Origin of the sequence: Pseudomonas sp. BAV 4579 (assembly GCF_009765395.1) — a bacterium.
Taxonomy (GTDB): domain Bacteria; phylum Pseudomonadota; class Gammaproteobacteria; order Pseudomonadales; family Pseudomonadaceae; genus Chryseomonas; species Chryseomonas aestiva.
In genome coordinates this window covers 1-5,952 of record NZ_WHOV01000163.1, presented here as the reverse complement: position 1 = coordinate 5,952, position 5,952 = coordinate 1, and the positions used below count along the sequence as shown (strand labels likewise).

Genomic DNA, 5,952 nt, shown 5'->3' with positions numbered 1-5,952 from the left:
ACCCTGGCCTGCATCGATCGCTGTTGGCGCGTCGACTTTTCAGACAGAGCCTAGTGTATTGGGAAGGACTATCGGACGCCATGCGTAACACTTTCCTCCGTGGAGGAATACCGACTCTGACCTTTCCGGAACTCATCAATCAATCGCTGGCAGGCGAAAATCTGCTGGAAGACCCTGTGCGGATGGCCGTGACCGAGCAGAATGATACGCTGTATTGGAAAGACAAAGCTGCGCAAGTAGGAGATATTAAAGTGCCTGCTTATATTGTGGCATCGTACGACAATATGGCCCACACCCAAGGAACCTTCGATGCTTATACCGATATCGGGTCAAACCAAAAATGGCTACGTATTCACAATACAATGGAATGGCCAGACTTTTATGAACCAAGGTATATAGAGGAGCTAGCGGAATTTTTTGATCATTATCTAAAAGGCTTGGCCAATACGTGGCTAAAAACTCCCCAAGTAAGGATCTCAGTGATAGATCCAGGCGGTGAGGACGAGGTAGAGCGAGTAGTTGATTCTTGGCCCCCTTCGGGGTATCAGCATCGACCCCTTTTTCTAAGAGCGGATGGCACGATGAACACTGAGCCAGCGGCCGATCCAGCCAGCTTGCAGTACGCAGTTGATGATGGACATCCAACCGTTTACAGAATGAAGGTAGACTATGCGGCCGAAATCATTGGCGAGTTAAAGCTTAAGCTATGGGTTGAGGCTCGCGGATCAGACGATATGGACCTAGTGGTCGTCGTGGAAAAGCTTTCTGCAACAGGGCAGATTACTTTGCATCCGCTAGGTACGGGCGAAATCAAACCCTTTCAAGCCGTAGGGCTACAGCGGGCATCTAGACGCAGGCTCGATGAACATCGGTCAACTCCTGCATATCCAGTGCTTTTGATGCAGGACGACCAACGGTTGTCCGCGGGCGAGATCGTGCCATTGGAAATATCTCTATCTCCTTTGGGCCTACGTTTACACGAAGGGGAAATTCTGCAGGTGATGGTAGCGCCGTATAAACCCATACCCATGAGTCTACCACTAGGTTCAGCGCGCATCTCCGTTCCAGTCGGGTGTTTTACTTACCCACCTGGAGAGTCAGTTGAATTTAAAACATTAGGTGGCGATGCCAGTACATCTCCAGATTGGGTGGCACAGCAAAAAGTTCCAGAGACGACGCGTAATTCAGGATTGCACGTGTTTCATATAGGTGGGGATTACGACAGTCACTTACTGGTACCCATAAAAGCGATCTAGCTGCGACATACACAATAGGAGACTCGAACTTACAGGTTTACGATCCGTCGCGCGCTAGCAGAATGATGTCCATTGCGTAAGCGCGCGTAGACCGCAAAAGAACGTTATTATTGTATCCATTTGGCAGTATTTATAAGGTACAATCCAATGAAATAATCACGCGACAATTAGAAATTTTTTGAAATTTACAGAAAGTTTGCGTATAGCTATTAGAGCGGAGCGCAAACCCTGTGTATTGTAAGGTGAGATAAATTATACACGGCGCATGTGCATACTGAATACGGCCTTCTTCCGAACGATGTCGATCCCAGACTTTAATAAAGACACTGCATTATTAAATATTTGTGAAAAAGCGGCGCCATATATTGCGCGAGATTCTCGTACATCCAAGATCGCTAAATTTTTAATATTAATAAATACTACCAAGGTAAAGGCAAATTTTTACTTTATTATGTCGTCGAAGCTTGGCCGCACTAACAAGTTCACTCAATCTATTCTCGTGGTACTATTCTAAAGTGGTTCACCCGATTATTTTGGAAAATAACCCAATGCCCCACTTCAATTCTAAAGAGATTCCTTTGCTCAACTCGGTAGGTCACTTACTCTACCTTGCCAACCAATACAGGGATCGTCCAATAAATAGCTACCTTACGCATCACAACATCACGGCTGCTCAATTTAATTTACTAATTTTAATCAAACGTGATCGCATTGATAGCCCAACCGAACTTCGTCGCTGTCTTTCCATCGATAGCGGTGCCCTAAGTCGTGTGCTCGATCGCGTCGAAGCCAAAGGGCTACTGCGCCGCGCATGTAACCTGAGCGAGCTTCGCCAAGTTCGGCTAGAGCTAACTGACGCAGGGATAGCGTTAAGCAGCGAACTATTTCCGGTCTGTGATTACGCACTCAATAACCTCACCCAATTCTTAAGCAGCGAAGAAAAATCTGATCTAAAACGCCTTTTGAACAAAATAATGAGAAAATACCTTAATATGACGACCTGCGTTTCGCTTAGGATTTCAAGTGCGGCAAATATTTAAGTGTCAAGTTTAATCGATGTTTAATGCATTAATACCCATCAATCAACATCGCATTTCCGTCACCCTAATTATCCACCCCTCTAGCATTTACTTTACAAAGAGACAAGCCGTCGTTTCATGCCTACTTTTGATACTGATGTTTAATCATATGACACTTATGATGGCGGAGTTAGTTTGAAAACTCAAACACGCTCAAACGCAAATTACGAGCCATTTTTCGCCAAACAATAACCGGCTAAATAGCGACAGGGTCACAGTCCCTTAGAGTGCTTTGATATCGTATTTTGATTGGCGATAATACTGCAGCAACGCCTGCTGGGACTGAATTCGGTACCTGGCAGACGCACCGGTTTAGTAGATGGGCGAAATGCTACAAGTCTGCCCGGCGCCTAGTAGCAGTTTAAAACGCAGCGGAAACTTGTAGCATTACACACCAACGTAGCTCGTGGATAACAGATTGCAGTTATAGCGCTGTATGAGACTCGTTGATTGATCACCTTACCGGGTCCCAGCCGCTACTTTGGCATGTATCGCTGCGTAGTCGATCATCCCTTTGTCTAGAACGATATTTCTCCTGGCGATACTGTAGATCAAGACGCACTAGAAAGTGCACGACGGTACGTTATCCAGTGTATTATTGTGTTGAGTAACGGCATGGTCGATCAATATTCTACTGTCGTACGCATGCTCGTAACGATGGTTCACGGCTGGCTCCTATGCTATCAAGACGCTAAGTTAAGTTGCCTGGTCCTGACCAAGATAGGTTGTAGTGATAGTGCCATCTGGAGCAGATGGAAACTTGACTCGAAGTGAAGATTTTAGCATCACAATCCCTACCTGCGAGGTCTGTCATAAAATGGCTGAGACAAGCATATACTTGCCCCAGCTGCTGCACAATCGCAGAGCTGAAATAGCTCAGCTCATCGTAGAAAAGGACAATAATAAAAACTTATAGTGCTCTTAGTCTAAAGCACGATACTTTGGTTAACCTGAGCGAACACAGCATCATAGTCCCCAGCTTCTGCTCGCCGTAGTGGTAGCACATTCGCCACACAGATTTCCTGCGGCGTTGGCTGTTGCTGGAACAGTGCCATGACCTCATTAATGAACACCGGCAGCGGCATTTCGTGTGGTGCTTGCTGATCTGACCCCAGCAAGCCGGTGTGTACCGCGGGCGGAATAATTTCAATGACCTCAACTGGGCTATTACGCAACTGATGACGCAGAGATTGACTGTATGAATGGATCGCCGCCTTTGTTGCACAATAGCTCGGAACCAATGTCAACGGTACATGCGCCAAGCCAGATCCTACATTTATGATCGCGGCTTCGTTTAGTGTCTGCAGATGTAGTACGAGCGCTGCATTTAGACGCACCGGCCCTAAAAAGTTTGTCTCCATCAGTGCATCCAGTTGGTCAAGCGCAGATTCACCCTTCGTCAGATCCTCCTGCTGCATTATGCCGGCATTGTTTATCACCACATTGAGCATCGGATGCTGTGCGGTGATCTTTCGAGCAAAGTCACTCACCGCAGCTCGATCCTGTATGTCCAGCTCGTAGGCGACCATGCCAGGGTTTGCTGCCACCACTTCGTCCAATGTGTCCTTGCGACGACCTGTAATAATGAGTTTATTTCCGAGTGAGTGGAACGCCTGCGCCAGTGCGCGGCCAATACCGGACCCTGCACCTGTAATCAAAATGGTATTGCCTGTCATCCTCATATCAATGCTCCGACGCTGTAGTGAGAGGAAACAGTGTATAACATGACGTAGATGAATGGCTGACAAGCATTAGATGACGAGGAGTCAACATGGCTTTTGATGCCAAGCTATTGGCGGGTATAGGCGTATTTGCTGCCGTATCCGATATGGGTAATTTCACTAATGCAGGCGCAGCGCTTGGTATTACTGGCTCGGGGGTCAGTAGGGCTATCTCCCGACTTGAGCAACGAGTCGGCGCTAGGCTGTTCGAGCGTAGTCCACGCGCCGTCGTTCTCACCGAAGAAGGGCAGCGCTTCTACAATAGGGTCAAGCCGATCCTAGAAGAAGCAGAAGCTGCGGCCAGCGACCTCGTCACCGGGCAGTCCCTGGTCACTGGCAGGCTGCGTATCGCAGCTGATGCCCCATCAGCCAGCCTCGTGCTTGCAGGTGCTTTATCGGCGCTGCGTATCTCTTACCCCCAACTTAGTGTAGAAATCGTGGTGCGAGATACCTTGAATGACCTAGTCAGCGATGGTTTTGATGCGGCGCTGCGCTTCGGCGATGTCGAGGCGAAGGGCCTAACACGTATAAATCTCGCAAATACTCGAATTCTAACCGCTGCAGCACCAGCATTGTTAGCATCCACTGGGGTCCCTGCACGACCGCAAGATCTCAATGCCTTACCCTGCGTCCTAATGCGTGATCCGATAAGCGGCTCTGCCTACCCATGGCGTTTCATCAGTGCTTCGGGGAATCTCAATGTACGTGCTGCAGGTGGGATACTAGTAAGCGATGGCACGACTTTGCTCGCAGCCTGCATTGAAGGCGTAGGATTTGCGCAACTTTTAGAAATTGAAGCTCGTTCTGCGCTCCGATCTGGACAACTGCATCGATGTTTCGAGGAGTGGGGAGAAGAGCTATACCCTCTTGCACTCTACGTTTCTGCTAGGAGCGTCCGTCCTGCGCGCGTAGATGCACTCATTATGCAACTTCAAACGCGGTGTAGATTGCTGATAATGTCAGGCGTGCTTGTGGGCCTAGACGGGCCCGCGTGACGCAAAATAACCTGCGCACACGCTTTCGTACTGCCTATCTTGGAACTCACAGCGAACAAAAAATACGTTTATAGGGCTACTACCTCGGGCAAATGATAGAACCTAGCGCGAGTTCACTATAATTTAGCCGACGATAGCGTCGTTGCGGCCGATGCCAGAGGCCCATCCCAGGCAAGTGGAGCGAATGGGAAGGCCATAGAGTTGGGCGGCTGTGGCGTACAGCAGGATCTGCGTACCGATGGTGGTGGCCCCAGCCACGAAGATCAGCAGGTAGAGCACAGGCATCGTGCTGTTCACCTCTAGCAGACTGGTCGACAACGCAGCCACGGCGGGGAACACAGCCATTACCTTGACCAGGTTCAAGCGGTCACGCAGCCAGCCAACCAATATCGTCCGGCCATGCCGCCGAAGTTCAGCGCCAGCAGGAAAGACAGGCTCGCGCCCAGGCTGTAGTCGGCGCCCGCCGCGAGCGTGGTGAGCCATGAGCCCAGCGCGCAAACCATAAGCAGGCAACCCAGATGGCCAGGGTGCGCTCCACCAACCCGTACCGGAACAACTCGGCGACCGAGCCACCACAGGCCTTGGTCTCGCTGATCAAGTACGTCGTGCGCACCAATGCCCGCATCCGTTGCTAGGCGGTACAGCAAGTGACGGGCTTTCTCGATATGGCCTTGGCGAATCAGAAAACCCACCGACTCCGGCAGCCAGTAGAGGATGGCCGGTAGCAACAGAGGTGGCAAGGTTGCCACGAAGAACATCGAGCTCCAGCCGATCTGCGGTAACATGTAGATGCCCAAACCGGCAGCCAGCATCCCACCCAGGGAATCGCCGCTGAACATCACCGCCACTAGGGTGCTGCGCATTTTTCTTTGGTGCGTACTCGTGCATCAACGCCATCGCA

General features: G+C 50.0%; 4 protein-coding genes and 1 pseudogene. 3 read left to right on the top strand and 2 right to left on the bottom strand.

The genetic code is table 11. The annotated features are described in order from the left end of the window. Both GSQ95_RS23405 and GSQ95_RS23400 read left to right on the top strand, forming a co-directional pair. Window positions 1-1,256 (top strand): CocE/NonD family hydrolase C-terminal non-catalytic domain-containing protein (locus tag GSQ95_RS23405; RefSeq protein ID WP_306167723.1); only part of this gene is annotated, 1,256 nt, incomplete at its 5' end. Window positions 1,257-1,804: 548 nt separating this feature from the next. Continuing rightward, window positions 1,805-2,296, top strand: a complete 492-nt coding sequence (locus GSQ95_RS23400) for a MarR family transcriptional regulator (protein WP_158895960.1) — start codon at window positions 1,805-1,807, stop codon at window positions 2,294-2,296. A 965-nt stretch (window positions 2,297-3,261) separates the two neighbouring features. Here GSQ95_RS23400 and GSQ95_RS23395 read toward each other — a convergent pair. Continuing rightward, window positions 3,262-4,011, bottom strand: a complete 750-nt coding sequence (locus GSQ95_RS23395; protein WP_256664698.1) for an SDR family oxidoreductase — start codon at window positions 4,009-4,011, stop codon at window positions 3,262-3,264. Window positions 4,012-4,106: 95 nt separating this feature from the next. On the opposite strand from GSQ95_RS23395, the gene GSQ95_RS23390 reads away from it, so the two are divergent. Then, a complete protein-coding gene (locus GSQ95_RS23390; RefSeq protein WP_158895956.1) occupies window positions 4,107-5,051 on the top strand; it encodes a LysR family transcriptional regulator in 945 nt (314 codons plus the stop codon). 126 nt (window positions 5,052-5,177) lie between these two features. Here the strand turns inward: GSQ95_RS23390 and GSQ95_RS23385 are convergent. Next, window positions 5,178-5,952, bottom strand: a pseudogene (locus tag GSQ95_RS23385) (MFS transporter); the annotation flags it as partial.